The sequence below is a fragment of the Nocardia sputi genome (assembly GCF_023501985.1).
This window is the reverse complement of the sequence record NZ_JAMFLC010000015.1, coordinates 99,933-122,022: the sequence shown is the minus strand read 5'-3', so window position 1 is coordinate 122,022 and position 22,090 is coordinate 99,933. Positions and strand designations below refer to the sequence as shown.

Below are 22,090 nucleotides of genomic sequence, written 5' to 3'. Positions count from 1 at the left end.
GCAGCCCCGCGGCCGAACTACTCGTCGCCGGTCGCTTCGCCCCTAGCCGCCGAGCACGCGCCGCAGGAACCGCTCGACCTCGGCCCGGTAGAACTCCGGTTGGTCGTCGTGCACGAGGTGTCCCGCGCCGGGGACCAGGACGTAGTCGGCGCCTGGATGCGCGGCGGCCATCTGCCGCATCTGTCCCGGCGGAGTGATGCTGTGCTCGCCTTCCAGCAGCAAGGCGGGCACTCGCACCGCATGCCATTGCGGCCAGAAGTCGCGCGTACCCCACTCCTCGGAGATGTCGCGGAAGGTCGCGACCGAACCGTGCAGCCGGTATCCCCGCGGCCCGCGCTGGAACGAGTTCAGGAAGTACCGCCCGGCGACCGGGCCGAAGAAGGCCAGCACGGCCTCGTCGTCGGGAAACGGCTGCGGCCACGCCTCGATCATCGCCGCCCATCCGGCGGCGGTGCGTCCGGTGAAATCCGGCGCGATGTCCTCGATCACCAGCGCCCGGACCCGGTCCGGGTGCGTCGCGGCGAACACCCAGCCGTGCAGCGCGCCCATCGAATGTCCGATCACCACCATCGGCTCGGTGATCGCGGCGGTGCCCGCGGCGAGGTCGGCGACGAATGCCTCGGTCGTCAGTTCCGCAGGCGCCGCCCTGCCGTGCCCGGCGGCGTCGAAGGTGTAGACGTGACCGTATTCGCGCAGCCAGCCCAGGTGATCGCGCCAAGTGCGGGCGCTGCCCATCAGTCCGTGCAGCAGCAGGATCGGCGCGCCTGCTCCGCCTTCGTCGTGCAACATCGGTTCGACAATACGAGGCACCGAGCATCTGCTGGGCGTCAGCCGCTAGCTTGGACGCATGGCTGTTGTGAAGATCAACGCGATCGAGGTTCCCGAGGGCGCCGGCCCCGAGCTGGAGAAGAGGTTCGCCCACCGTGCGCACGCGGTCGAGGGCTCACCCGGCTTCCTCGGCTTCCAGCTGCTGCGCCCGGTCGCCGGTGAGAAGCGGTACTTCGTTGTGACCCAGTGGGATTCGGAAGAGTCCTTCGCGGCCTGGCGGGACGGGCCCGCCCGCGAGGCGCACGCGGGCGAGCGCCAGAAGCCGGTCTCGACGGGCGCGTCCCTGCTCGAGTTCGAGGTCGTGCTGGACGTGGACGCGAAACCGGCGGACTGAGCCGAATACTCGGTGCCGAGCAGGTCCGCCTGCCCGGCGACTCGCCCGGCACCGTGGTACGCCCGTGCCGGACACTGTTGACGCCGAGGTCGGTGAGATGTCACAGTTCGAAGGACAAACGCGAGGGTGATGCGGTAATTCCGGTGAGATTCCGGAGCGGTCGCGCCACTGTGTTCCATGCACCGAGTCCGGTGCCGGAAAGCCAGACACCGGCACCGTCGCGCCCACCACCCGACGGGACGCGTATCCCAAGGAGGACTCGAATGGCCATCGCGCATTCACCCAGCCGGGCAACCGACTCCCTGGCCACCGTGCTCGTCACGGTCGGTGTCGTTCTTCTCGCACTGCTCACGCTCTACCTGGTCGGATTCGACCAGGGCCTCATCTCGCGCAGCGGGATGTATTTGCACGAGCTGATGCACGACGGACGCCACCTGCTGGGGCTTCCGTGCCACTGATCGGTTCGCTCCGAACACTGCTGCTTCGTGGCCTGCTGGCCGGCCTCATCGCCGGACTGCTGGCCGCGACAGTCGGTTACTTCGTCGGCGAACCAAAACTCGACGCCGCCATCGCCATCGAGGAAGCGGGTTCCGCCGCCGGGCACACACACGGCGAGCATGCCGAATCCCCGGGCGGGCATTCCCACGGTGACGAGGAAGAACCGCTGGTGAGCCGCGGCGGCCAGAAGTTCGGCCAATTCCTCGCGCTCGGACTGGCCGGGGTCGCGCTCGGCGCCGTCTTCGCCTCTGTCGCACATTTCGCGCGGCGCTACACCACGCTGTCCGGGCCGCGGCTCACGTTGCTGCTCGGTCTGGCGGGATGGGCCGCGATCGTCGCGGTCCCGTTCTTCAAGTACCCGGCGAACCCGCCCGCGGTGGGCGATCCGGACACCGTCGACGAGCGCACCCTGTTGTGGCTGGCGGCGGTGCTGCTGGGGATCGTGGCGGTCGGCACGGCGGTGGCGGTGTTCACCGCGCTGCGCGCCCAACTTCCCACGTTCCGGCTGATTGGCGGCGTCGCGGCGTTCGTGCTGGTGACCGCGCTCGGCTATGTCCTGCTTCCCGGTGTGAACGAGGTGGGCGCGGACTTCCCGGCCACCCTGCTGTGGCAGTTCCGGGTGGCGTCACTGGCCGAGACGGCGACGCTGTGGGCCTGCTTGGCCTTGGGCTTCGCGGCCCTCACCGAGTTCGCTACGCGCACCGATACCGCCGTAGGGGCAGCCGTCGCTACCGCGGAGTGATTCGCGTCCGGAAACGCTGAGGCAGTGTCGGCCCCATGACCGGCACCGCCTTTTCCGTCTGGCCCGCATCGTCGCGTGACCACCCCGCTGCGCCACCGCGCCCCGTTCGCGTCGCGTTCGCCGCCTTGGCGGTCGCCTTGGCGGCGGGCATCGCCGAAGCCGTCGTGCGGGCCGCGCTCGCTTTCCCCGAAACCGACCGGACGACCATTGCCGCCGGACTGGCGGTGCGCACGGCGATCTACCTTCTGGTGCTGGTCGTGGCTGTGCGCATGACCCGCGGCGACCGCTGGGCCCGCCTGCTGATCGCCGTCGGCATCGGCGTATTCGGCCTGTTGTCACTGATCGTCGAACCGCTTGCCGCGGCCATGTCCGCCAACGAACTGCGCGACCTCTTCCGGGACGCGTCACCGGCGTCCGTGCCGCTCGCGAGTCTCCGCAGCGTCCACGTCATCGCGGTGCTGATCGCCGTACCCGCCCTCTACACCCGCCCGGCCCGCCGCTACTTCCGCAAGCGCTGACTCCCCTCACGCGTTCGTGCCCCGCTCCTCCGACCGAAGGCGCGGGGCACGAAGCGGTGGTGCGAGAACTAGTCGAGAGCGGCGTCGAGGGTGATGTGGTCGACCCCGGCCAGTGCCTTGCTGATCGGGCACCCCGCCTTTGCGGCCTCGGCGGCGGCTTGGAAGGCGTCGGCGTCGATGCCGGAGACGCGACCGCGGACGGTCAACTTGATCCCGGTGATCCGGAAGCCGCCCGCCGGGTCGGGGCCGAGCGTCACGTCGGCCGTGACGTCCAAGCTTTCCGGGGTGCCACCGGCATTGCCGATCTGCGCCGAGAGCGCCATCGCGTAGCAGGAGGAGTGCGCGGCCGCGATCAGCTCCTCCGGGCTGGTGGTGCCGTCGGCCTCCTCCGCGGAACGCTTGGGGAACGACACGTCGTACTTTCCGACCCCCGAACTGGCCAGTTCGACCTGTCCCGAACCCTCCTGCAGGGTGCCGGTCCAGGCAGTACGCGCGGTACGTGTGGGCATCACGGTCCTTTCGCCGATGATCGTTTGACGATTCAGCACGAACCTACCCCGGCCGCCTCGCCCCGGCCTACCGGTTCGCCGATCACTCGCGCGTCGGCGCATCGCTCGCACACGCCGGTAAACCCCGGGCGCACCAAGCGAATCCGTGCCGTCACGCCGGATTGGTGAGCCTGGCCAGCACGATGCCGCCGAGGATCAACGCGAGCGCCAGCACGCGGCCCGCACCGAGCGGATCCTTGTGGACGAGGACACCGAGGGTGATCGCCCCGAGGGCGCCGATCCCGGTGAACACCGCGTAGGCGGTGCCGACCGGCAACGTCTGCATGGCCCGGGACAGCAGGTACACGGCGGCGGCCCCCAGAACGAAGCAGATCAGGGTCTGCACCGGTTTGGTGAAGTTCTCGGTCGGTTTGATGCTTTGCGACCAAGCGATCTCCACCAGACCGGCGACGGCGAGGACTACCCAGTTCATCTCAGTACTCCCCGGCCAGATCCCGAACGGTCGCCAACGCTCGGGCGTAGGACTCGTCGTGCTCGGCACGCCGATTCGCAAGCACCGGATCTTGGCGGGAATTGGCGAGTTCCGCGTGTACGAACACGGTGTCGGAGACGGCGAAATGACCTGCGAAGAAGTCTCGCAGGAAGCGCTCCTGGTAGTCGTAGGCCGCTTTGGGAGCGCCCGGCGAGTACGCGCCACCACGGGCGCTCGTCACGATGAACCTTCGGTGCTCCAGCGACATTCGCGGAAAGGTGACCTGGTCCAGCCATGCTTTGAGCGAGGCCGGGATCGAGTAGTTGTACATCGGGGTTCCGATCAGGATCACGTCCGCCGAGAGCAACTCCGCCAGCAGCGGCTCGACGATCTCCCACGCGGCGGCCTGCTGCGGGGTACGAACCAACTCACCGATCCGACGCGCGTCCGTGCTCGGCAAGGCGAGCACCGCGTCACACAGCTGCGTCCACGCCTCCCCGATGAACGGCACCGGCTCGGCCGCGAGGTCGCGGTAGCGGTAGTCGCTGTCCGGATGGCGTACGCGCCACGCCTCGGCGAAGGCGGCGCTCAACTCCCGGCTGATCGAGTGCCGCCGGGCGCTGGCGTCGAGGTGCAACAGAGTGCTCATGGTCAACCTCCGAGTAAGTGGACACGCTGTCCGAATCATCCGAAATCGACGATAGAATATAAGTGGACATGTTGTCCACTTATTGCCCAGTCCGCTACAGTCGGGGCATGGAACCCCGATCCGACCTGCTCGCCGCCACCGGGCCGGACCCGTCGGCGGCCCCGCCCGAACGCGCGGACGCGGCACGCAACCGCGCCAAAGTGCTCGCCGCCGCCGCGGAACTCTTCGCCACGCGGGACCCACGGGCGGTGACGATGGACGACATCGCGAAGGCCGCGGGCGTCGGCAGGGGCACCCTGTACCGGCGCTATCCGGATACCACGTCGGTCGCGGTAGCCCTGCTCGACGAGCATGAGCGGGCACTGCAAGAGCGACTGCTCTCCGGCCCGCCGCCGCTCGGGCCCGGAGCTCCTCCCGCGCGAAGGCTGGCCGCGTTCTACGCGGCGATGGTCGAATTGCTCGACGCGCACGCGCATCTCGTGCTGGGCGCGGAAATCGGCGGAGCGCGCTTCGCGACCGGCGCCTACGGATTCTGGTATGCCCATGTGCGAACGCTGTTGACGGCAGCGGGGATTCGGGAGCCGGCCGCGATGGTCGACGCACTCCTCGCGCCGCTGGCCGCCGAGGTCTATCAGCAACAACGCTCGCGCGGCCTGACCTGCGAACAGATCACCGACGCCCTTCGCGTAATCGCCGAAACCGTTCTCGCTGACGGCCGAGCGTCGTGACCGATCCGCGAAACGACATCGTTGACGGACAATGCCCACCAACCGTGTCGATTCCCTGCCGTGGCTCACGCCAGGCCGCGTTCGCGCATCAGCCAGATCACCGCGCCCCGGACAGAACAAGGTAACCGGCCGGCACGGCCAGACCTGCCGGACGGACGTCGGCGCACAGCCGTCGAGCGCACCGCAGACGCCGAATCGGCGCAATTCTCCCGAAATACGTTCTCAGGCAGACGTGAATCCGGGCCGGGCCGCATAGGCTACGTGGGTGCGGGTGGCAGGGATTACGGATCGCAGCTCGGTCGGCTTGGACTGGGGAGTCGCGCTCGTCGTGGCCGCGGTTCAGTTGGTCGGAGGCACCTTCGCGAACACGCGGCAGACGGGAGTGCACTCCCTCGACGTCCTCGGGTATCTCCTGCTGCTGGCCGGGCCGGTAGCGCTGATCTGGCGGCGTGCGCAGCCGGGGCCCGTGCTGATCATGGTGCTCGCCGTGTGCGTGGCGTATTTCTTCCGGGACTACGGGTACGGGCCGATCTTCGTCTCGCTGGTCATCGCCTTCCTCACCGCCGCGAGCGCCGGATCCCGCTGGTGGACTTACCCGCTCGTCCTGCTGGGCTGTCTCGCGCTGGTCTGGCCGCTGCCCACCCTGCTGGAGCGGCCTGCCGACCCGTGGCAGGTATTCGCGCTGATGGCGTGGCTTTCGGCGTTGCTGCTGGTGGCCGAGGCGATCCGGCAGCGCAAGGCCGCGCTCCTCGCGCGCGGGCAACACGCCGAGGCCGCCCGCCGAGACGAGGAAGCGCAGCGTGAGCGGCGAGCCGGCGAGGAGCGCCTCGCCATGGCGCGGGAGCTGCACGACGTGCTCGCGCACAGCTTGTCGATGATCGACATGCAGTCGTCGGTGGCGCTGGAACTGCTGGACAAGCGCCCGGAGCAGGCCGAGACGGCGCTCACCGCGATCAAGAATGCCAGCCGCGACGCTCTCGCCGAAGTGCACGCGCTGCAGCACACAATCCGCGCCGGAACCGCGGAGCCCGACGGGCAACACCTCGCGGCCGAGGCGAGCGCGGAGGACACCGGCCGCCGCCGGACCCGCCGATCCCCCCGCACCAATCGCAGTTCGGCTCCGGCCCAGCCTGCTTCGACCGACAACGACCTCCCCGAGGAGGCCGCGGCCACCGTCCAGCCGCCACCCGCCCCGCGCGCTCCGGCGCCGAGCATCGGCGACCTGGACGACCTGTTGCAGCGGCCCCGCGCCACCGGGTTGACGGTGGAGACCCGCGTACTCGGCACCCCGCAACAGCTGCCCAGCGTCATCGACGGGGCGGCGGCCCGGATCATCCAGGAGTCGCTGACCAACGTGCTCCGGCACGCACCGGGCGCCGACGCCACGGTGACCGTGCGCTACACCCCGGACTCGGTCGACATCACTGTCGACAACACCCGCCCCACCGGTGCCACATCGCGCTCCGGCGCCAGCGGCGGCAACGGGATCATCGGCATGCGGGACCGCACTCATGCACTCGGCGGCGCACTCACCGCGGGTCCGCGCCCCAGCGGCGGGTTCCGGGTCGCGGCCCGGCTGCCCACACGGGCTCCCGAATCCGCGGCGAACGAGACCGGGGCTGCCCTCCCGGGGGCACCGGCGCAGAACACCGCGTCAGCGGGAACGCGCGGGCGCGACGCAACGACCGCGGGCGCGTCGACGGAGAGGACCGCGTCAGGGGGGAGACCGTCGCATAACTCCGCGGCATCGGGTACGCCGCAGCAGAGCACCGCGGCGGCGGACGTCTCGGCGGCAGGCGCCGAGGCAGCGCCCACCACGGCCGCCGAGAATCGGGGCACCACAGCCCCGGCGCGTCCGACGCCGGGCGTCTCACGGGCACGGTCCGCCGACGCGGCCGAACTGCCCGGCACACCGGCCGTTCACCCGCGCCACTGACCGGGCGACGCGACCAGGCCCACAGGAGGGCCGCGAGCGGGACGTGATAATCCCGGTCGCCGAGGGCCTCACAGCTGCCGAAATCGGAAACGCCCCTACATGAGCCCGCGATCGCCCGCACCATGTCAGCTGTATCCTCGCGAAACTGAATGCGCAGGACGGCGCCCAACTGGTGGCCTACGAATCCGGACTCGAGAGCCCCGGTAGGCAGGAAGAACTACGCCCCGTCACCCACTCGATCTCCACAAAGGCCGCCCGACACCGCCGCGCCCGATATACGAGATACAGCAATTTTTCAGCGAACATTTCCGATGCGGCGCGAACGAGGGTTAGCAATTATTTGGTTAACATTCCGCAGGGCGCTCGAGACCCCTCAGGATACGTTTTCCGGCGCATAGCGAGTGACGACGCACGACCAACGCCCCCAATACGTCCCTATCGGCGCAGTTTTTCCGCATGAATATTTTCACTCGACCCGAAGCTGTGAGTTTCCTGGCGACCGCCATGGAGGCGAGTGACGGTCCGGATTTCAGCTCGGAATACGAAGAGCCCGTGCCCACCAGGTGGACACGGGCTCTTCGGTTGCGATTTACTCGCCTGCGGCGGCCTCGGTGGGGCCTTCTGTCGCGCCGGTCAGCACGACTTCCGGCTTCTCTTCGGTCTGAGCCTTGGTCAGCTTCGCCTTGCCGGTGAAGGTGAACTTGGCGTCCTCGCCGGAGCCTTCGCCGTCCCAGCCCTCGACATCGACCGAGATGGTCTGGCCCGGGCCGATCTCGCCGAAGAGGATCTTCTCCGACAGCTGGTCCTCGATCTCGCGCTGGATGGTGCGGCGCAGCGGCCGGGCACCGAGCACGGGGTCGAAGCCACGCTTGGCCAGCAGGTTCTTGGCGTTCTCGGTGAGCTCGATCGCCATGTCCTTGTTCTTCAGCTGCTTGGCGACGCGGTTGATCATCAGATCCACCATCTGGACGATCTGGTCGGTGGTGAGCTGGTGGAAGACGATCACGTCGTCGATGCGGTTGAGGAACTCCGGCCGGAAGTGCTTCTTCAGCTCGTCGTTGACCTTGAGCTTCATCCGCTCGTAGTTCGAGCCCTCGGCATTGCTCTGCGTGAAGCCCAGGCCGACGGCCTTCGAGATGTCCGAGGTACCGAGGTTCGAGGTGAAGATCAGCACCGTGTTCTTGAAGTCCACGGTCCGGCCCTGGCCGTCGGTGAGACGGCCGTCCTCCAAGACCTGCAACAGGGTGTTGTAGATCTCTTGGTGGGCCTTCTCGATCTCGTCGAACAGCACGACCGAGAACGGCTTGCGGCGCACCTTCTCGGTGAGCTGGCCGCCCTCCTCGTAGCCCACGTAGCCCGGAGGGGCACCGAACAGCCGCGAGGCGGTGAAACGGTCGTGGAACTCGCCCATGTCGATCTGGATGAGCGCGTCGTCGTCGCCGAACAGGAAGTTCGCCAGCGCCTTGGACAGCTCGGTCTTACCGACACCGGACGGACCGGCGAAGATGAACGAGCCGGACGGACGCTTCGGATCCTTCAGGCCGGCGCGGGTGCGGCGGATGGCCTTGGAGACGGCCTTGACCGCGTCCTCCTGGCCGATGATCCGCTTGTGCAGCTCATCCTCCATGCGGAGCAGACGGGTGGTCTCCTCCTCGGTGAGCTTGAACACCGGGATACCGGTCCAGTTCGCCAGCACCTCGGCGATCTGCTCGTCGTCGACCTCGGCCACGACGTCCAGGTCACCCGAGCGCCACTGCTTCTCCCGCTCGGCCCGCTTGGCGACGAGCTGCTTCTCCTTGTCGCGCAGCCGCGCGGCCTTCTCGAAGTCCTGCGCGTCGATCGCGGACTCCTTCTCCCGGCGCGCCTCGGCGATCTTGTCGTCGAACTCGCGCAGGTCCGGCGGAGCGGTCATGCGACGGATGCGCATCCGGGCGCCCGCCTCGTCGATCAGGTCGATCGCCTTGTCCGGCAGGAACCGGTCGTTGATGTAGCGGTCGGCCAAGGTCGCCGCAGCCACCAAGGCGCCGTCGGTGATGGAGACACGGTGGTGCGCCTCGTAGCGGTCGCGCAGACCCTTGAGGATGTTGATGGTGTGTTCGACGGTCGGCTCGCCCACCTGCACCGGCTGGAACCGGCGCTCGAGGGCGGCGTCCTTCTCGATGTACTTGCGGTACTCGTCGAGGGTGGTCGCGCCGATGGTCTGCAGCTCGCCGCGGGCCAGCTTCGGCTTCAGGATCGAGGCCGCGTCGATGGCGCCCTCGGCGGCGCCCGCACCGACCAGCGTGTGCAGCTCGTCGATGAACAGGATGATGTCGCCGCGGGTGTTGATCTCCTTGAGCACCTTCTTCAGACGCTCTTCGAAGTCACCGCGGTAACGGCTGCCTGCGACCAGGGAGCCCAGGTCCAGGGTGTAGAGCTGCTTGTCCTTCAGCGTCTCCGGGACCTCGCCGTTGACGATGGCCTGTGCCAGGCCCTCGACGACGGCGGTCTTGCCGACGCCGGGCTCGCCGATCAGCACCGGATTGTTCTTGGTACGGCGGCTGAGCACCTGCATGACGCGCTCGATCTCCTTCGAGCGGCCGATGACCGGGTCCAGCTTGCCCTCGAGCGCCGCCTGGGTCAGGTTGCGACCGAACTGGTCGAGCACCAGCGAGGTGGACGGGGTGCCCGCCTCGCCACGCGAACCGGATTCCACCGGTTCCTTGCCCTGGTACCCGGACAGCAGCTGGATGACCTGCTGGCGCACACGGTTGAGATCGGCGCCCAGCTTCACCAGCACCTGCGCCGCCACGCCTTCGCCCTCACGGATGAGGCCGAGCAGGATGTGCTCGGTGCCGATGTAGTTGTGCCCGAGCTGCAGCGCCTCGCGAAGACTCAGCTCCAGCACCTTCTTGGCGCGCGGGGTGAACGGGATGTGCCCGGACGGGGCCTGCTGGCCCTGGCCGATGATCTCCTCCACCTGGCTGCGCACGCCTTCCAGCGAAATGCCGAGCGACTCCAGCGACTTGGCCGCGACGCCCTCACCCTCGTGAATCAGCCCCAGCAGGATGTGCTCGGTGCCGATGTAGTTGTGGTTGAGCATCCGGGCCTCTTCCTGGGCCAGGACGACGACACGCCTCGCGCGGTCGGTGAACCTCTCGAACATCGCTCCCTCACTCTCCTGCTCCGACATTCTGGCAACAGACGCCGCAGTGTGCTGTGTACAACAACCGTGGGCGTCAGCCTGCCATGAAGCCCGGGGGTTGCGGCCCCCGCCTCCACTCTAGTTGGCGGGAGATGCCGCCGCCGCCAGTCCACCCTATTGCCGACCGGCAGCAGCACGGTCATTCACTCATAACGTGGGCGGCGCGGGATTCGTTTCCGGCCGGGTTTTGCCCTCAGCGAACAGAACACTCGCCGACCGGAACTCCACCGCACACGTACGACCTGGGCTGCCTACCCGGTGTATGGGTCGACCTAACCGCAGGGCACGGGGCGTTGATGTGCGGGATCGAGCGCGTTGAGCACGTAGGTCGCGGCCCTTCGACTGCCCGCTATGCCCGTATGCCCAGAGTAGTCCGTCGCGCAGCCGTCCTGAACCACGATATTCGTCACTCGCGGCCCGGCTACCAGCCCCGAGGTGTACGGCACCACCAACTCGTCCAGCACGGTCGCGATGTTCGTGTAGGTCACGTCCGGGTGGTACACACCGTCGGCGTTGAGCGCGCGCACGAACTCCGAGCCTTGCAGCACCTGGCGGCAGGCCATGCAGGGCGACCCGGCCACGGCGTCGAAGAACGGGCCGAGACCCAGCCGCGTGCCGAATTCGTTCAGGTCCGCCATGCCTGCGGCGTTCGAGCCGAGCCAGGGCGGGGCCAGCCCGACCATCCTGTCGACCTTCGCCGCGCCCGCGAGCCGCTTGACGAAGTAGTTGCCGATGAAATTGCCCTGGGAATGGCCGATGAGGTCGACCTCCGCGGCGCCGGTCGCGGCGCGTACCCGGTCCACGAAAGCGGCGAGCTGCGCCGCGCTCCGCTCGATCGGAAGCATGCCTCCGACGGCCGACGCGGGCCACGGCAGGTCGTAGGCGCCGAAGGTGGACGCGTACACACAGTAGCCCTCGTTGGCCAGCAGCGGCGCGAACACGCCCCAATTCGTCTGTGCGCCACCCCCCGTACCGTGCACGAGAACCACCGGATTCGGATGCGCGGAACCGGGCCGGCAGGACCAGTCGTTGGTGCCGGGCAGCGAACCGCCCGGATTCGCCAGCTCCGCGGGGATGCCTGCGAAGAAGTTGTAGTCGACCGGATAGCGCTCTTGCGCGTGTGCCGCGCCCGCGGTGGCGCACACCGCGGCGAGCAGAGCGATGAACAACGAAAAGCCTGGGACACGCCGCACGATAGCCTCCCGGTCCGGTCTCGTCTTCCGGGGAAGCTACCGCACGCAGTGGCCCAGACGGGGCACATTCCGGCGGGTCGTTGCGGAAACTAGCTCTGACCGAAGGCAGGCGCGCCGGACCGGTCCGGCACCGCGTACTGCCCCGCAGCCGGGTGGCCCTGCGTTCCCGCCGCGGCGGCGATCTTACCCTGCTGGACGCCCGCGACGAACAGCGCGCCGCACAGCGCCAGGAAGGCCAGCGTGTGGAAGACGCCGCGCACGATGTTCCAACGCACCCAGACGGATTCGAAATCGGCGCGCACCGCGGCGAGGTCGGCGATCGAGCTCGGGTCTCCCGCGGCGGCCAGCTGGTCGTTGAGCGGGACGTTCAGGCCGGAGGTCACCGCGAAGGCGATGACGTTCAGCACCAGCGCGAGCCCGATCCAGACCAGCGTGGCCCGGTGCTCGCGCCCCAGATGCAGCGCGGCGGCCAGGATGGTGAACCCGACCGTGCCCAGGAAGCCGATCATGAACCACGGATTGATGATCACCACGTTGATCTTCTGCATCACATCGATCATCGCGCGGTCGTCGGTCCGGGCCAGCGCGGGCATCACCGAATTGGCGTACGCGTAGAAAAGGCCCGCGATCAGGCCCGTCGCCAGCGTGGCGAGCACCAATGCGGCGAGACGTGTGGCGGTCATGAACTTCCTCCTGCTCGGAAAACCCGGCCGGAGTCGTCGTGGTTCCGGCTGTGTCTCCAAGTCAAGCCGTTGCCGCCGGGACTCTCCATGGTCGAGAAGCTCGACCACTTGAGCGAGCGTCTACGGTGGAGGTCTCACAGGTCCCGATCGGAAATGAGCCCACTCTGCATGGCCAGTCCAGCCAGCCGCACCCGCTTCTGGTTCTGCGGCAGATCCTCCACCCCGAACTTGGCGAACAAGGCGCGCAGATGGGTCTTGATGGCGTCGACGCTGAGGAACAGCTCTTCGGCGATCTGCTGATTGGATGCGGGAGTGGCGAAGCCCGCGCCGTGCTTGTACGGGCGGCACAGCGCGATCAGGACCGAGCGCTGCGTTTCGGTGAGCGACCGCGCGGTGGGCATCGAGCCGGTGGAGGTGCGGGTGATGTCGTCGGACACGCCGCCGAAGTCGTGAAAGGACACCCGCGAGGTACCGACCCGGATGACGTCGCCCGCCATCAGCCTGCGGCGGCCGACGAGCCGGTCCCCGTTGACGAACGTGCCGTTGCGGGAGAGGCCGTCGTCCACGATGGTCCAGTGCGCACCCAGGTACTCGACCGCCGCGTGCAGCCGGGAGACCTCCGCATCCCAACTCAGGGCGAGATCGGCATGCGGGGAGCGGCCGATGGTGACGCGACCGCGATCGGGCGTGAGCGTGAGCTCCTGCTGCCGACCTGCGTCATCGGTGAACCGCAAGAATGATCCGACGAATCCTGTCACTGCGCCGATACCTCACCTCTCCATACCGCCAGTGACCGTCGCACGGTTCCATGGTGCCCCGTTCGGGTACCACGAGCAAGATCGATCCACCCCGCCGCGACGGGCACCGCGTGATCAGGTTTCGTTGCTATATCGAAGCCCTATCACAAACAAGACCGCCGCCCCGGCGTCGCACGATTCGCCGGGACGGCGGCCGAAAAAGAACTATCCCTTCGCGGCCTTGTTGTACGCGTCGGTGATGTCGGCGGAGATGCGGCCCCGCGCGGACACCTTGTGTCCATTCCGACGCGCCCACTCCCGAATTGCGGCGCTTTGTTCCCGGTCGATGGAGACCCGGCTCTTGGGAGCGCCCGCAGCGGCCGCGGCGGCCTTGACCCGGCGCCGGCCGCTGACCCGGCGCGCATTCGAAACCCACTCTTCCAAACCGTCGCGCAGCTTCGCCGCATTTGCCGACGACAGGTCGATCTCGTACGACACACCGTCGATCGCAAACTCGATGGTCTCGTCCGCGATGGACTCACCGTCGACATCGTCGATCAGGCTAACGGTGACCTTCTTTGCCATGAGATGAACGTCCTCTCGAAATCGTGCGACCCGCATACTAGGCCGATTACCCGAGGCAAGAATACCTCGAATTCCGGAAATTCCAAGACGGAGTCGCTGCTTTGCAATCCAGTTGGTCACCTGGTGACCGGACGCACAATTGGGAACAGTATCGTTTCTCGGATTCCCAATCCCGTGAGCGCCATCAACAACCGATCGATTCCCATACCCGTTCCGGTCGTCGGCGGCATGCCGTGCTCCATCGCGGCGAGGAAGTCCTCGTCCAGCACCATAGCCTCGTCGTCACCCTGCGCGGCCAGCCGAGCCTGATCGAGGAAGCGCTCGCGCTGGATCACCGGGTCCACCAACTCCGAATAGCCCGTGGCCAACTCGAAGCCGCGCACATACAGATCCCACTTCTCCGTGACGCCTGCCGTACTGCGATGCTGCCTGGTCAACGGGGATGTCTCCACCGGGAAGTCCCGCACGAAAGTCGGCGCGTACAGCTTGTCGCCATACTGGTGTTCCCAGAGTTCCTCGACGAGTTTCCCGTGGCCGTAGCCCTTGCCCTCCGGAATTTCCAGACCGACCCGATCCGCGAGTGCGCGCAATTCGGCGACCGACGTTTCCGGGGTGACCCGCACACCCAGCGCGTCCGACAGCGAGGGGTACATCTCGACGGTGGCCCACTCACCGCGAAGATCGTATTCGGTGCCGTCGGCCAGGGTCACCACCTGCGTGCCGAACGCCTCCTGGGCCACCTCCTGCACCAATTCCCGGGTCATCACCGCCGAGTCGTCATAGGTGCCGTATGCCTGGTATGTCTCGAGCATCGCGAACTCGGGGGAATGCGTGGAGTCCGCGCCCTCGTTGCGGAAGTTCCGGTTGATCTCGAAGACCCGCTCCAAGCCGCCGACCACGCAGCGCTTCAGGAACAGCTCCGGCGCGATGCGCAGGTAGAGATCCATATCGAGGGCATTGGAACGGGTGACGAACGGCCGGGCCGCCGCGCCGCCGTGCAGCGTCTGCAGCATCGGCGTCTCCACCTCGAGGAATCCCCTGCGCTCGAGCGCGTTGCGCAGCGCGCGCACCACCGCGATCCGGGTACGGGCCATTTCCCTGGCCTCGGGACGCACGATCAGGTCGACATAGCGCTGCCGGACCCGCGACTCCTCGTTCATCTCCTTGTGCGCCACCGGCAGCGGCCGCAGGGCCTTCGCCGCCATGGACCAGGAATCGGCCAGCACGCTCAGTTCGCCGGTCCGCGACGAGATGACCTCACCGTGCACGAAAACGAAGTCACCGAGGTCGACATCGGTCTTCCAGGCGCCGAGGGCGTCCGCGCCGACACCGTTCAGGCTGATCATCGCCTGCAACTTGGTGCCGTCGCCCTCCTGCAGTGTGGCGAAACACAACTTGCCCGTATTACGCAGGAATATGACGCGGCCCGCGACGCCCACCTCTTGTCCGGTGGCCGTGTCCGCGGCGAGGTCCGGATATGCGGCCCGAATTTCCGCGAGGGTGTGCGTGCGCGGCACGACGACGGGATAGGCTTCGCCGCCGGCCGCGAGTAGCCGCTCCCGCTTCTCCCGCCGAATCCGTATCTGCTCCGGGGCATCGTCGGCGTCGAGCGACACGGCGGGCCGCGAATCCGATGACGATGCGCTGGAGGATGCAGAGTTCGGGGTGCTCACATCGAACAACCCTAGCGTGCACCGGAAATCGTTTTGCGCGCCGCCCGGCCTCTGACTCGGAGTAACGAAACGGTATCGAAGCCTCATCCCATCCAGGACCGGCGCAGCGGCGCTCCAGAGACGCGAAATAGCCGGTGCGCATCAGGCGATGTCCGAAAACACCTGCGCGCCCGGCTATTTCAGGATGGAAGTGTTCGCGGGGATTTACAGCGACGCCAGCGCGTCGAGCTCCCGTGCGAAGTGCGGCGCCCCTACCGCGACGTTCAACAGTCCCGCCGCCTTCAATGCCTGGTATCCGCCCACCAGGTCGGTGGCCCGGTGCAGCCCGAGTTGCTGCAGCGCGGCGGCGGCCAGGCTGGAGGTATAGCCCTCGGAGCAGACGACGATCCATTCCACGTCGTGATCGGCGGCCAGCGCCAAGCGGGCGGAACTGGTGGGGTCCAGCCGCCATTCCAGTACGTTGCGCTCGATCACCAGAGCGCCGGGCAGGGTACCCTCGCGTCCGCGCTGGGCCTGGGGCCGGATATCCACCAGAATGGCGCCGCGATCGATGGCTTCCGGCAATTCGAAGGCGTAGATCCGGTCGAGCTGGGCCCGTGCGTTCTCCAGCATCTGATCGATGGTCAAACGGGTCATCACATATCACCTTCGGGCTGGTCGGTGAGGACGGTTCGGGTGCGCCGCAGGGTGCCGTGACCGGTCACCTCGTAATACGACATGGCGGTGAGAGGCGGGGAGTAGGCGTGCACGCTCAGCGTCGGGTCGAGTGGACCCGCGGATTCGACGGCGGCGGGCGCGCGCATCACGTCGTGCACCCAGCCGATCGGGAACGAGGCCTGGTCACCGGCGGCGAGCGTGCGGCAACGCAGTTCCGTTCCGTTCCATCGGTATTCGGAGAGCGCCCCGCTGAGCACGGTGAGCGCGCCGAGCGAACCGGCGTGGTCGTGCAGCTCCGTCGACTTACCCGGCGTCCAGCTGATCAACCAGACGTCGACCTCGTCGTCGGCGAGCAACCGAGCCGCCCAGCGCTCGTCTTCCGGCCACGTCCCACCCCCGGGAAGCAGGTGGTCGTAGCGTCCGGCGAGCACGTCCTCGGCGCCTTCGTCGGTCAACCGGAGCAAATCGGCCGGACGTAGCCGAGTGGGCAGCGCGGGCGCCACCGAGCGCTCGACCGGCGGAGTAGCCGAGAAAGCGGTACGCGCGGAGGAAGCGGAGGAAAGGGAAAGAACGGAAGAACGCATGAGCGAATCTCCAGGAGGAAGGTATCGGTCGAGGGCGGGTAATCAGCCTCGATCGGTCGAGGCATGTCAGCCTCGACAACACTCCTGGGTGCTCACGACAAATGTCACGAGAGGGAGTTTAACAGCATGCGACACGGTGACGGCAACCATCCGGCCTGCGACGAATACAACACCGCGCAAATCAGACACTTCCCTTGCGCCGCTGGTTGCGTTCGTATACGAGCCGCAGACCGGTCAGCGTGAGGTGCGGATCGTGGTCCTCGATGGTTTCCGATTCCGGGACGATCAGCGGTGCGCTCGCGCCGGTGGCGACCACCGCGACATCGTCACCCGCGAACGCGTCGAACTCGTCCCGAATCCGATCGATCAGGCCGTCCACCAGCCCGGCGAAACCGAATACCGCGCCGGACTGCATGCATTCCATGCTGTTCTTTCCCAGCACCGAGCGTGGCCTGGTCAGCTCCGCCCGCCGCAGCGCGCTGCGTTCCACCAGCGCCTCGGTGGAGATCTCCACACCGGGCGCGATGATCCCGCCCAGGAACTCGCCCTTCTTCGACACCAGATCGACACAGATCGCCGTGCCGAAATCGACGACGATCGCGGGTGCGGAATACCGCTGATAGGCGGCCAGGCAATTGACGATGCGGTCCGCCCCGACTTCTTTCGGATTGTCCACCAGCAACGGAATCCCGGTGCGCACACCGGGTTCCACCAACACGTGCGGAACATGACCCCAGTACTGGCCGAGCATGCCGCGCAGTTCGCGCAGCACCGGCGGCACCGTCGAAAGCGCGGAGACGCCGATCACCTCATCCAGTTGCGCGCCGACCAACCCGCGCACCTGCATGGCGAATTCGTCGGCGGTCAGCAACGGATTGGTGTGCATCCGCCAGTGCCGCACGAGTTTCGAATGCGCTCCGGAACCGGAGAACAAACCGAGTTCGATACTGGTGTTGCGAACATCGATGGTCAGCAACATGTCCGGATCGCCGGCCCTCAGACGAACGACAGGGAGCGCGGCGAGGTGAGGCCCGAGCCCTCCGGCGCGTGAGCCGGGTCGGAGCCGAGCTCGACCGGGCGGTTGCGCTCGTCGACGAACACGACCTTGGGGTCGTATTCCGCGATTTCCTGCTCGTTCAGCTGGCCGTAGGCGATCAGGATGACGAGGTCGCCCGGGTGCACCAGGTGCGCCGCGGCGCCGTTGATCCCGATCACCCCGGAACCCCGCTCGCCGGCGATGACATAGGTCTCCAGGCGGGCGCCGTTGTCGATGTCCACGATGCAGACCTGCTCGCCTTCCAGCAGGTCGGCGGCGTCGAGCAGGTCCTGATCCACCGTGACCGAACCGACATAGTGCAGGTCGGCGTGCGTCACGGTGGCACGGTGGATCTTCGACTTCATCATGGTGCGCAGCATTGCGTCGCCCTTTCTAGTTGGCGGGAGGGAGCAGGGCGGGATCGGACACCGCCGTGACGGGCTGGGAGGAGTCCGCGACGGACCGCGACTCGGAGACGGTGGGATGACCGTCGATCGGAGCGCCGAGCGTGACGGCGATGTTGTCGATGAGCCGGGTCGCGCCGACCCTGGCGGCGACCAGCAATCTGGCGTTGCCGGACGCCGGGGCGGGCCCCAGAGTGGCCGAGCGCAGCTCCAGATAGTCGACGTCCACGCCGGTCGCGGCGTCGAGAACCTGGCGGGCGGCCGCGAGTACCGCCTCGCCACCGCGTCCGCCCGCGTGCTTGCCCGCCGACAGAGCCGCGGACAGGGCGAGCGCCGACTCGCGCTGCACCGGGTCGAGGTAGCGGTTGCGCGAGGACAGCGCCAAGCCGTCGGGCTCACGCACGGTGACCACCGGCGTGATCCGGACGTCGAAATTCAGGTCGCGAACCATCTGCCGGATCAACGTGAGCTGCTGGTAGTCCTTCTCGCCGAAGAACGCCTCGGTCGGCCGCGTGATCTGCAGCAGTTTGGCGACCACGGTGAGCATGCCCGCGAAATGCGTCGGGCGGCTGGCGCCCTCCAGTTCCGCCCCGAGCGGACCGGGATGCACCGTGGTGCGCGGACCGTCCGGATACATGTCGGACACGCTCGGCGCGAACACCAGCTCCACGCCCTCCGCGCGCAGCAGTTCGACGTCGGCGTCCAGCGTTCGGGGGTACTTGTCCAAGTCTTCGTTCGCCCCGAACTGCAGGGGATTGACGAAAATCGACACGATGACGACCTGGTTGGTCCGCTTGGCCAGCCGCACGATCTCCAGATGACCCTCGTGCAGCGCGCCCATGGTCGGAACCAGCGCGACGGTGCGGCCGACACCGCGCAGGGCAGTGGACACCGCGCCGAGTACCGCGGGATCGTGGTGCACGGTCAGCGTGCCGGGCCGATACGCGCCGCGCAATTTCGGGTCGAACATCAGCGTCCTTCCAGCAGCTCGATGACGGCGGGAGCCGTGCCGGCCCGCTCCGCGGTGCGCAGCGACAGCGCGCGATAAGCCTCGGCCAGCCGGGTATCGACGGACTCGAGCGCGCGCAGGTGCACGGCCACCGCGTCCGCGTCACCGCGGGCCACCGGACCGGTCAGCGCGGACTGACCGCGGCGCAGGGCGTTGTCCAGCGCGGCCGAGGCCAGCGGGGCGAGCAGACGCTCGGCCAGACCGTTGGGCTGGTCGTCGACCAGTTGCTGGCCAATCAGGCCTGGGCCATCCAAGGCGGCGCGCAGGGCGGTCACCGCGTCGACGATCACCGTGACCAGGTGATTGCTGCCGTGCGCGAGCGCGGCGTGGTACAGCGCCCGGTTCTGCTCCGGGACGCGGACCGGCTCGCCGCCCATCTCGATCACCAGCGACTGCGCGATGGCGTAGCCGACCTCGTCGGCGGCGGTGATGCCGAAGCACGCGTTGCCGAGACGGGTCACGTCTTCGTCGTGGCCGGTGAAGGTCATGGCGGGGTGAATGGCCAGCGGAAGGGCGCCGACCTCGGCGAGGGGGGCCAGCACGCCGACGCCGTTGGCGCCGGAGGTGTGGGCCACGATGGTGCCGGGCCGGACGACTCCCGCACCGGCCAGGCCACGGGCCAGGCCCGCCAGTTCGGTGTCGGGCACGGCGAGCAGCAGCAGTTCGCTGCGGGCGGCCACCTGTTCGATCGGCAGGATCTCCGAGTCGGGCAGCCGGGTGCGGGCACGGCGCACCGAGGCGTCGGAGATCGCACAGACGCCGAACACCACGTGTCCGGCCCGCTCCAGTGCGGCGCCCAATGCCGAACCCACGCGTCCCGCCGAGACGATTCCCACCGTCAGGCGTGCAGGGGCGGGGTCGTAGCCCGAAGTAGCGTTATCGGAATTCACGCTTCTCGAGGTCAACGTTGTCCTCTCGATGTCGTTCCAGTCCCGCCATGCGGGTACCGGACGGTACGCCAAGAGAATATCGGCAGGTGGCTCGCCGCCGCCACGGGGTGCCCACGTGATCTATGACGCAGTGCGGGCCGGGCCCGGCCCCGGGTCATCGACCTTCGCGCTCCTCGGACTGCAGGTTGGCCATGATCTCCGCTACCGACAGACGTCGCGATGGCGACTCGTCGTCGCTCTCGGCCCGGCGCCGCCTGCGCGCGCTGGGCGTGCCCACGGTGGGCGCGGAGGCCGGCCGTGTGACCGGTTCCGGGTCCGGCTGGGGCCGCACGGCGGGCTGGGTCGGGGGCTCGTCGACCTGCTCGTCCACGGTCTCGGTGAACGCGTCGGCCCAGCCGCGCGGCCGGGCGTAGCGCGCCCGCTCCGTGTCGGCCTGGTCGGCGGGGTCGTCGTCCGCGGAGACGACCGCGGTCTCAGCGGTGACCGGATCGTCGAAGGGGCTGGCGAAGACCGGCGGCTCGGGGTGATCGGGCTCGAAGATCGGCGTCATACTGCTGCGGGGTTGCTGGTCGGCGAACACCGACCACATCCCGGCATTCGCCGAGCTATTGTTCCCCGATTCGGCGCTGGAACTGGTCAGCTCCTGAATCCGGGTCGCGTCGGCCCGCAACGCCGGGCGGTCCATCGGCAGATCGCCGTCGAACAGTCGTTGCAGGCTCTGCCGCAGCACGGTGAGTTCCGCCCGCAAGGCCGCCATCTCGGCCGCGTCGGCGCCCACTTCCTGGCGCACCCGCGCCTCCACGCCGAGTTCGTACTCGCGCCGCGCGGTGACCTCACGCTCCAGCTGTAACTCGTAGACGGTCTGCAGATCGCGGACCTTCGCCTTGTCGATGGTCGCCTCTTTGCGGTACTTCGTCGCAGTAAGAGCGCCGATTGCGGCCGCCCACAGCGCCACAACCAGACCTACCCGTACGAACTCCACGCTGTTACTGAAGATCAGGAAAACGCTGGCAACCAGACCGAGCAGGATCAAGACGCCGACGAATAATTTTCCCGCGTCGTCCCGCCGTCGACGGGAAGTGCTGCTACGGGAGGGTGAAACCATGCCAGCCAGGGTAGCCAATAGGTGGTGCCGCGCCCAGATTCCGGTTTTGTGATTCCGTTCGTTCCACTAGCTATGTAGTTGCCGCATCGTCTGGGGGGTCCTCCGGAGCTCGGCAGCAGTACTCCAGCCAGAGGGCCGCAGCAACCAAAGCGAATCCCGCCAGCATCCCGACGATCGCGCCAGGGCTGTCGGCCGCCGCCGCGCGCAGAGTGCCGCGCTGCGGGAAGACCCAGCACAAGAAGCCGAGCCAGATGCCCGCCGCGATCGAACCGACCTGCACCGACGCCTTGGCCAACGCGACAGCGCGGGCCGCGGTGATCGGATGCAACTGGTGGCGCCCGTCGCCGATCTCGTGGTCGTTCACCCTGGCCCGGATGACAAAAGCTAGCACCGCCTCGATGGCGGCCACCGGGTACAGCGAAGCGCCCGCGAAAAGCGAGATCGGCGGGAAATTGTCATAGGCCACGCGGGTGGCGATCCACGCGACTATCGCGGCGATCAGCACGTTCGCCACGAGGTCGAGGACGCGAGTCGGCTTGAGTTTCACGACGGCGTGCCCGTCAGCGAGAATTCGGTGCGGCGCACGCCCGCGCGCTCGGCCGGATCGAGCCGGGCCAGCAGATCCGCCACTGCGCGCGGCGAGCCGTCGACCTCCAGCACCGCGTCCGGCGCCACGTCCAGCCACGGCACGAGCACGAAGGCGCGCCGGTGCGCCTGGGGGTGCGGCAGGAGCAGATCCGGGTCGGCGCTGCGGCACGCCACCGGCTCCCCGTCGCGCAGTTCGGCGCACCACACCACGTCCACATCGAGTGTGCGTGCGCCCCAGCGCACCTCGCGCACCCGTCCCGCGGCCTGCTCCAGTTCCTGGCCGCGACGCAGCCAGTCCGCGCAGCCGAAAGCTGGATCTTCCACCAGCACAGCGGCGTTGAGATAGTCCTCTTGCGCGACGCCACCCCAGGGCGCGGTGGCGTACACGGCGGAGACGGCAAGTACTCGATGCCCGAACCCGTCCAGGACACTACGCAAATGCGCGAGCCGGTCACCCAGATTCGACCCTATGGATAGGACGGCACGGGTCATCGGCGTGCCTCCGCGGCGCCCGGCCCGCACTGGAAAAGGGCCGCGCGGCAGTTCCG

General features: G+C 68.0%; 25 protein-coding genes. 6 read left to right on the top strand and 19 right to left on the bottom strand.

Annotated features, from left to right (window positions below):
* Positions 1 to 42: 42 nt before the first annotated feature.
* Complete coding sequence (locus M8859_RS20170; RefSeq protein ID WP_223520243.1) at positions 43 to 789, bottom strand: alpha/beta fold hydrolase; 747 nt, start codon at positions 787 to 789, stop codon at positions 43 to 45.
* Between the two features lie 58 nt (positions 790 to 847).
* Between M8859_RS20170 and mhuD the strand changes: the two genes are divergently transcribed.
* The 4 genes from mhuD (at position 848) to M8859_RS20150 (ending at position 2,920) form a co-directional block, all read left to right on the top strand.
* Entirely contained in the window at positions 848 to 1,162 is a 315-nt protein-coding gene (gene mhuD / locus M8859_RS20165; RefSeq protein WP_195140822.1) for a mycobilin-forming heme oxygenase MhuD, read from the top strand.
* Positions 1,163 to 1,425: 263 nt separating this feature from the next.
* A complete protein-coding gene (locus M8859_RS20160) occupies positions 1,426 to 1,620 on the top strand; it encodes a CbtB domain-containing protein (RefSeq protein ID WP_159924599.1) in 195 nt (64 codons plus the stop codon).
* Positions 1,611 to 2,402 carry a CbtA family protein gene (locus tag M8859_RS20155; RefSeq protein WP_159924597.1) on the top strand — a complete coding sequence of 264 codons (792 nt, stop codon included), beginning with the start codon at positions 1,611 to 1,613 and terminating at the stop codon, positions 2,400 to 2,402. Before M8859_RS20160 ends, M8859_RS20155 begins: the two co-directional genes overlap by 10 nt.
* A gap of 35 nt (positions 2,403 to 2,437) precedes the next feature.
* Positions 2,438 to 2,920, top strand: a complete 483-nt coding sequence (locus M8859_RS20150; RefSeq protein WP_159924595.1) for a hypothetical protein — start codon at positions 2,438 to 2,440, stop codon at positions 2,918 to 2,920.
* Between the two features lie 68 nt (positions 2,921 to 2,988).
* Here the strand turns inward: M8859_RS20150 and M8859_RS20145 are convergent, their stop codons facing one another.
* The 3 genes from M8859_RS20145 to M8859_RS20135 form a co-directional block, all read right to left on the bottom strand.
* Positions 2,989 to 3,429, bottom strand: a complete 441-nt coding sequence (locus M8859_RS20145) for an OsmC family peroxiredoxin (protein ID WP_159924593.1) — start codon at positions 3,427 to 3,429, stop codon at positions 2,989 to 2,991.
* A 151-nt stretch (positions 3,430 to 3,580) separates the two neighbouring features.
* Positions 3,581 to 3,901 (bottom strand): DMT family transporter, encoded by a 321-nt coding sequence (locus M8859_RS20140; RefSeq protein WP_159924591.1) that lies wholly within the window; start codon positions 3,899 to 3,901, stop codon positions 3,581 to 3,583.
* A 1-nt stretch (position 3,902) separates the two neighbouring features.
* Complete coding sequence (locus tag M8859_RS20135) at positions 3,903 to 4,550, bottom strand: FMN-dependent NADH-azoreductase (RefSeq protein ID WP_159924589.1); 648 nt, start codon at positions 4,548 to 4,550, stop codon at positions 3,903 to 3,905.
* 107 nt (positions 4,551 to 4,657) lie between these two features.
* Here M8859_RS20135 and M8859_RS20130 point away from each other — a divergent pair, with 107 nt between their 5' ends.
* A complete protein-coding gene (locus M8859_RS20130; RefSeq protein WP_249644697.1) occupies positions 4,658 to 5,278 on the top strand; it encodes a TetR/AcrR family transcriptional regulator in 621 nt (206 codons plus the stop codon).
* A 265-nt stretch (positions 5,279 to 5,543) separates the two neighbouring features.
* Entirely contained in the window at positions 5,544 to 7,214 is a 1,671-nt protein-coding gene (locus M8859_RS20125) for a sensor histidine kinase (protein ID WP_236565458.1), read from the top strand.
* A gap of 589 nt (positions 7,215 to 7,803) precedes the next feature.
* Here M8859_RS20125 and M8859_RS20120 read toward each other — a convergent pair.
* The 15 genes from M8859_RS20120 to folK form a co-directional block, all read right to left on the bottom strand.
* Positions 7,804 to 10,359, bottom strand: a complete 2,556-nt coding sequence (locus M8859_RS20120) for an ATP-dependent Clp protease ATP-binding subunit (protein ID WP_159924585.1) — start codon at positions 10,357 to 10,359, stop codon at positions 7,804 to 7,806.
* 311 nt (positions 10,360 to 10,670) lie between these two features.
* The gene (locus tag M8859_RS20115; RefSeq protein WP_372492923.1) at positions 10,671 to 11,591 is read right to left on the bottom strand and encodes an esterase/lipase family protein; all 921 of its coding nucleotides are present in this window, start codon (positions 11,589 to 11,591) and stop codon (positions 10,671 to 10,673) included.
* Positions 11,592 to 11,680: 89 nt separating this feature from the next.
* Entirely contained in the window at positions 11,681 to 12,274 is a 594-nt protein-coding gene (locus M8859_RS20110; RefSeq protein ID WP_195070247.1) for an anthrone oxygenase family protein, read from the bottom strand.
* Between the two features lie 134 nt (positions 12,275 to 12,408).
* Positions 12,409 to 13,032 (bottom strand): FHA domain-containing protein, encoded by a 624-nt coding sequence (locus M8859_RS20105; RefSeq protein WP_159924579.1) that lies wholly within the window; start codon positions 13,030 to 13,032, stop codon positions 12,409 to 12,411.
* 204 nt (positions 13,033 to 13,236) lie between these two features.
* A complete protein-coding gene (locus M8859_RS20100) occupies positions 13,237 to 13,596 on the bottom strand; it encodes a histone-like nucleoid-structuring protein Lsr2 (RefSeq protein ID WP_159924577.1) in 360 nt (119 codons plus the stop codon).
* A gap of 116 nt (positions 13,597 to 13,712) precedes the next feature.
* Positions 13,713 to 15,212 carry a lysine--tRNA ligase gene (gene lysS, locus M8859_RS20095; RefSeq protein ID WP_159924813.1) on the bottom strand — a complete coding sequence of 500 codons (1,500 nt, stop codon included), beginning with the start codon at positions 15,210 to 15,212 and terminating at the stop codon, positions 13,713 to 13,715.
* Between the two features lie 261 nt (positions 15,213 to 15,473).
* A complete protein-coding gene (locus M8859_RS20090; RefSeq protein WP_159924811.1) occupies positions 15,474 to 15,896 on the bottom strand; it encodes a rhodanese-like domain-containing protein in 423 nt (140 codons plus the stop codon).
* An 8-nt stretch (positions 15,897 to 15,904) separates the two neighbouring features.
* Positions 15,905 to 16,510 (bottom strand): cysteine dioxygenase, encoded by a 606-nt coding sequence (locus M8859_RS20085; RefSeq protein WP_159924575.1) that lies wholly within the window; start codon positions 16,508 to 16,510, stop codon positions 15,905 to 15,907.
* 181 nt (positions 16,511 to 16,691) lie between these two features.
* Complete coding sequence (locus M8859_RS20080; RefSeq protein ID WP_159924573.1) at positions 16,692 to 17,489, bottom strand: type III pantothenate kinase; 798 nt, start codon at positions 17,487 to 17,489, stop codon at positions 16,692 to 16,694.
* A 17-nt stretch (positions 17,490 to 17,506) separates the two neighbouring features.
* A complete protein-coding gene (gene panD, locus M8859_RS20075) occupies positions 17,507 to 17,926 on the bottom strand; it encodes an aspartate 1-decarboxylase (RefSeq protein ID WP_040773236.1) in 420 nt (139 codons plus the stop codon).
* A gap of 13 nt (positions 17,927 to 17,939) precedes the next feature.
* The gene (panC, locus tag M8859_RS20070) at positions 17,940 to 18,920 is read right to left on the bottom strand and encodes a pantoate--beta-alanine ligase (protein ID WP_249644696.1); all 981 of its coding nucleotides are present in this window, start codon (positions 18,918 to 18,920) and stop codon (positions 17,940 to 17,942) included.
* Positions 18,920 to 19,849, bottom strand: a complete 930-nt coding sequence (locus tag M8859_RS20065; RefSeq protein ID WP_159924569.1) for a Rossmann-like and DUF2520 domain-containing protein — start codon at positions 19,847 to 19,849, stop codon at positions 18,920 to 18,922. Before M8859_RS20065 ends, panC begins: the two co-directional genes overlap by 1 nt.
* Before the next feature lie 154 nt (positions 19,850 to 20,003).
* On the bottom strand, positions 20,004 to 20,954 hold the full coding sequence (locus tag M8859_RS20060) for a DUF6779 domain-containing protein (protein ID WP_159924567.1): 951 nt from the start codon (positions 20,952 to 20,954) through the stop codon (positions 20,004 to 20,006).
* Positions 20,955 to 21,024: 70 nt separating this feature from the next.
* A complete protein-coding gene (locus tag M8859_RS20055; protein WP_159924565.1) occupies positions 21,025 to 21,501 on the bottom strand; it encodes a DUF3180 domain-containing protein in 477 nt (158 codons plus the stop codon).
* Positions 21,498 to 22,034 carry a 2-amino-4-hydroxy-6-hydroxymethyldihydropteridine diphosphokinase gene (gene folK / locus M8859_RS20050; protein ID WP_159924563.1) on the bottom strand — a complete coding sequence of 179 codons (537 nt, stop codon included), beginning with the start codon at positions 22,032 to 22,034 and terminating at the stop codon, positions 21,498 to 21,500. Before folK ends, M8859_RS20055 begins: the two co-directional genes overlap by 4 nt.
* Between the last annotated feature and the right edge of the window lie 56 nt (positions 22,035 to 22,090).

What these genes read in the sequence shown, in the direction of transcription:
- M8859_RS20170 (WP_223520243.1), bottom strand. Translation starts at nt 789, where the DNA reads ATGTTGCACGACGAAGGCGGAGCAGGCGCGCCGATCCTGCTGCTGCAC.
- mhuD (WP_195140822.1), top strand. Translation starts at nt 848, where the DNA reads ATGGCTGTTGTGAAGATCAACGCGATCGAGGTTCCCGAGGGCGCCGGC.
- M8859_RS20160 (WP_159924599.1), top strand. Translation starts at nt 1,426, where the DNA reads ATGGCCATCGCGCATTCACCCAGCCGGGCAACCGACTCCCTGGCCACC.
- M8859_RS20150 (WP_159924595.1), top strand. Translation starts at nt 2,438, where the DNA reads ATGACCGGCACCGCCTTTTCCGTCTGGCCCGCATCGTCGCGTGACCAC.
- M8859_RS20145 (WP_159924593.1), bottom strand. Translation starts at nt 3,429, where the DNA reads ATGCCCACACGTACCGCGCGTACTGCCTGGACCGGCACCCTGCAGGAG.
- M8859_RS20140 (WP_159924591.1), bottom strand. Translation starts at nt 3,901, where the DNA reads ATGAACTGGGTAGTCCTCGCCGTCGCCGGTCTGGTGGAGATCGCTTGG.
- M8859_RS20135 (WP_159924589.1), bottom strand. Translation starts at nt 4,550, where the DNA reads ATGAGCACTCTGTTGCACCTCGACGCCAGCGCCCGGCGGCACTCGATC.
- M8859_RS20130 (WP_249644697.1), top strand. Translation starts at nt 4,658, where the DNA reads ATGGAACCCCGATCCGACCTGCTCGCCGCCACCGGGCCGGACCCGTCG.
- M8859_RS20120 (WP_159924585.1), bottom strand. Translation starts at nt 10,359, where the DNA reads ATGTTCGAGAGGTTCACCGACCGCGCGAGGCGTGTCGTCGTCCTGGCC.
- M8859_RS20110 (WP_195070247.1), bottom strand. Translation starts at nt 12,274, where the DNA reads ATGACCGCCACACGTCTCGCCGCATTGGTGCTCGCCACGCTGGCGACG.
- M8859_RS20100 (WP_159924577.1), bottom strand. Translation starts at nt 13,596, where the DNA reads ATGGCAAAGAAGGTCACCGTTAGCCTGATCGACGATGTCGACGGTGAG.
- M8859_RS20085 (WP_159924575.1), bottom strand. Translation starts at nt 16,510, where the DNA reads ATGCGTTCTTCCGTTCTTTCCCTTTCCTCCGCTTCCTCCGCGCGTACC.
- M8859_RS20080 (WP_159924573.1), bottom strand. Translation starts at nt 17,489, where the DNA reads ATGTTGCTGACCATCGATGTTCGCAACACCAGTATCGAACTCGGTTTG.
- panD (WP_040773236.1), bottom strand. Translation starts at nt 17,926, where the DNA reads ATGCTGCGCACCATGATGAAGTCGAAGATCCACCGTGCCACCGTGACG.
- panC (WP_249644696.1), bottom strand. Translation starts at nt 18,920, where the DNA reads ATGTTCGACCCGAAATTGCGCGGCGCGTATCGGCCCGGCACGCTGACC.
- M8859_RS20060 (WP_159924567.1), bottom strand. Translation starts at nt 20,954, where the DNA reads ATGGTTTCACCCTCCCGTAGCAGCACTTCCCGTCGACGGCGGGACGAC.
- folK (WP_159924563.1), bottom strand. Translation starts at nt 22,034, where the DNA reads ATGACCCGTGCCGTCCTATCCATAGGGTCGAATCTGGGTGACCGGCTC.